The organism is Saccharomonospora iraqiensis subsp. paurometabolica YIM 90007 (genome assembly GCF_000231035.2).
Taxonomy (GTDB): Bacteria; Actinomycetota; Actinomycetes; order Mycobacteriales; family Pseudonocardiaceae; genus Saccharomonospora; species Saccharomonospora paurometabolica.
In genome coordinates this window covers 1,587-4,887 of sequence record NZ_KI912222.1, presented here as the reverse complement: position 1 = coordinate 4,887, position 3,301 = coordinate 1,587, and the positions used below count along the sequence as shown (strand labels likewise).

At 72.0% G+C, this 3,301-nt stretch carries 2 protein-coding genes; both read right to left on the bottom strand.

The features are described from left to right. Positions 1 to 12 precede the first annotated feature (12 nt). Positions 13 to 507, bottom strand: coding sequence for a Holliday junction resolvase RuvX (gene ruvX / locus SACPADRAFT_RS0208520; protein ID WP_007027019.1), 495 nt, complete (start codon positions 505 to 507; stop codon positions 13 to 15). Beyond that, the gene (gene alaS, locus SACPADRAFT_RS0208515) at positions 504 to 3,167 is read right to left on the bottom strand and encodes an alanine--tRNA ligase (protein ID WP_007027018.1); all 2,664 of its coding nucleotides are present in this window, start codon (positions 3,165 to 3,167) and stop codon (positions 504 to 506) included. Before alaS ends, ruvX begins: the two co-directional genes overlap by 4 nt. Positions 3,168 to 3,301 lie beyond the last annotated feature (134 nt).

Below are 3,301 nucleotides of genomic sequence, written 5' to 3'. Positions count from 1 at the left end.
CGTGCGGCGCGCTCACGCGGGGCCCTCGCCCCGCGGTGCCGCCGCGGCCCGCGCGTCCAACCACCCCTGCAGGATCTCCACGGCCGCGGCCTGGTCCACGACCCGGCGCTGCTTGCGACCCTTGACGCCCCGCTGGGACAACATGCGGCTCGCCGTGACCGTGCTGAGCCGCTCGTCGGCCATCCGGACCCCGACCGGGTCGAGCCGACCGGACAGCAGCCGCGCGTACTCCGTCGCGATCGCCGCGGCGCTGCCGTGCCGGTCCGCCAACGTCCTCGGCAGTCCCACGATCACCTCGACCACCTCGTTCTCGGCGACCAGCCGGGCCAGCTCGTCAAGATCGGTGTCCGTCTCCGCATCACGCGTCAGGGTAACCAGGGGGGTGGCGAGAATCCCGGCCGGATCGGACAGCGCCACGCCGACCCGTACCGAGCCGACGTCCACGGCCAGCCGCCGGCCGGGCCCGGGATCGTTCTCCCCGGGCCGGTCGGGGCGTACGTCGCTCACCGGCGCTGACCCACCGCGTCCCGCAGCGCACCGAGGGCCCGGTCGATCCCGTCCGGCCGGGTCCCCCCGCCCTGGGCCATGTCCGGCTTGCCCCCGCCCCGGCCGCCGACGGCCTCGGCGAAGGACGGCACCAGATCACCCGCGGACAGCCCCTCCTCCCGGGCCGCCGCCGTGGTGGCCACCACGAAGCTCACCTTCTCCCCGGAGGGGGCGAACAGGGCGACCACCCCGGGCCGGGACCCGAGCCGGTTGCGGACCTCGCCCGCCAGCTTGCGCAGCGCGCCCCCGTCGACGCCCTCGTCCAGCTTCTGGGCCACCAGTGCCGTGCCCGCGACGTCCTGGGCCCGCTCGGCGAGCGTGTCCGCCGAGCCGAGCACCTCGCGCATCTTCAGGCGCTCGATCTCCTTCTCGGCGTCACGCAGGCGGGTGAGCACGTCCTCGATGCGGTGCGGCAGCGACTCCGTCGGCACCTTCAACGTGCCCGCCAGTTCGGAGACCAGCAGCTGCTCCTTGCGGACGTGCCGCAGCGCGTCCGTGCCGACCAGCGCCTCGACCCGGTGCACCCCGGAGCCGATCGAGGAGTCGGTGACCAGTTTGACCAGCCCCAGCTGACCGATCCGCCCGACGTGGGTCCCCCCGCACAGCTCGCGGGAGTAGTCCCCCATGTCGACCACGCGGACCCGGTCGCCGTACTTCTCGCCGAACAGGGCGATCGCCCCCTGTTCGAGGGCCTCGTCCTTGGTCGTGGTGTAGGCCTGCACCTCGACGTCGGTCTGGAGGTAGTCGTTGACCTCCTCCTCCACCTCGGTGAGCACGTCCGACGACACGGAGCCGGAGGTGGTGAAGTCGAACCGCATCCGCCCGGGCGAGTTCAGCGACCCGGCCTGGGCGGCCCGGTTGCCGTAGGCCCCGCGCACCGCGGCGTGCACCAGGTGGGTGGCCGAGTGCGAGCGGGCGATCGCGGCGCGGCGTGTCCCGTCCACGGAGGCGGTCAGCTCGGTGTCCACCGCCACCTCGCCGCCGGTGACCTCGACCCGGTGGACGTACAGGCCCGGCACCAGCTTCTGCACGTCGCGCACCGTCAGTTCGACCCCGTGGCCCAGCAGCACGCCGGTGTCGGCGATCTGCCCACCACCCTCGGCGTAGAACGGGGTGCGGTCGAGGACGAGTTCGGCAGTGCTGCCCTCCCCCGCCACCGTGGCCGGTACCCCGTCGACCATCAGCGCCAGCACCCGGGAGGTGGCCTGCAGGTCGGTGTAGCCGAGGAACTGGGTCTCCCCGTGTTGTTCGAGCAGCCTCCGGTAGGCCGACAGGTCGCCGTGGCCGCTCTTGCGCGCCGCGGCGTCGGCCTTGGCACGCTGCCGCTGCTCCTCCATGAGGGTGCGGAAACCCGCCTCGTCCACCGACAGTCCCTGCTCGGACGCCATCTCCAGGGTGAGGTCGATCGGGAACCCGTAGGTGTCGTGCAGCTGGAACGCCTTGTCCCCGGCCAGCATCGTGCCGCCGGAGCGGCGGGTCTGCTCCGCGGCCATGTCGAAGATGCGGGACCCGCTGGTGAGCGTGGCGAGGAAGCTCTCCTCCTCGGTCCGCATGACGTCGCTGATCCGGTCGAAGTCCCGGGTGAGTTCGGGGTACGAGGGCGCCATCGCGTCGCGCACGACCGCGGCGAACTCGGGCAGCACCGGTTCGTGCACGCCCAGCAGCCGCACCGAGCGCACGATCCGCCGCAGCAGCCTGCGCAGGACGTACCCGCGGGTCTCGTTACCGGGGGTGACCCCGTCCGAGATCAGCATCACGCCGGAGCGGGCGTGGTCGGCGATCACCCGGAACCGGACGTCGTCGGGGTGGTGGTCACCGTAGCGGCGACCGGAGAACTCCTCGGCCGTGGCGATCACCGGGCGCACCAGGTCGGTCTCGTAGACGTTCGACACGCCCTGGAGCAGGTAGGCCACCCGCTCGATGCCCATCCCGGTGTCGATGTTCTTCTGCGGCAGTTCCCCGAGCACGGGGTGCCCCTTCTTCGGGCTGCCCTCGCCCCGGATGTCCTGCATGAACACCAGGTTCCAGATCTCCAGGAAGCGGTCCTCGTCCACCACGGGACCACCGTCGCGGCCGAACTCCGGGCCACGGTCGTAATAGATCTCCGAGCACGGCCCGCCGGGCCCGGGAACCCCCATGTCCCAGTAGTTGTCGTCGGCGCTGCGGTACTGGATGCGCTCGGACGGCAGTCCCGCGACCTCCCGCCACAGCGCGGCGGCCTCCGCGTCGTGCTCGTACACCGTGGCCCACAACCGGTCCGGCTCGAACCCGAACCCGCCCTCGTCCTGCGAGGTCGTGATCAGCTCCCAGGCCCGGGCGATGGCGGTCTCCTTGAAGTAGTCCCCGAAGGAGAAGTTGCCCGCCATCTGGAAGAACGTGTTGTGCCGGGTGGTCTTGCCCACCTCGTCGATGTCGCCGGTGCGCACGCACTTCTGCACGCTCGCGGCGCGCGGGTAGGGCGGCGGGACCTCGCCGAGGAAGTACGGCTTGAACTGCACCATCCCCGCGTTGACGAACAGCAGGGTGGGGTCGTCGAGGATCAGCGAGGCACTGGGCACCCGGGTGTGCCCGTGCTTGGCGAAGAAGTCCAGGAATCGCTTGTTGATCTCGTGAGTTTCCACTGGCTTTCCTTGACGTGAGGCGCGGGCGCCGGGGCGCCGTGCGCGGGTCGTGGGCGGGGGACGGCGGAGACCGGGACAGGCCCGCGGGTCGGGTGTGCCTCCCGTCGGCCTCAGGTCTCCGCCCGGCGCGCTCG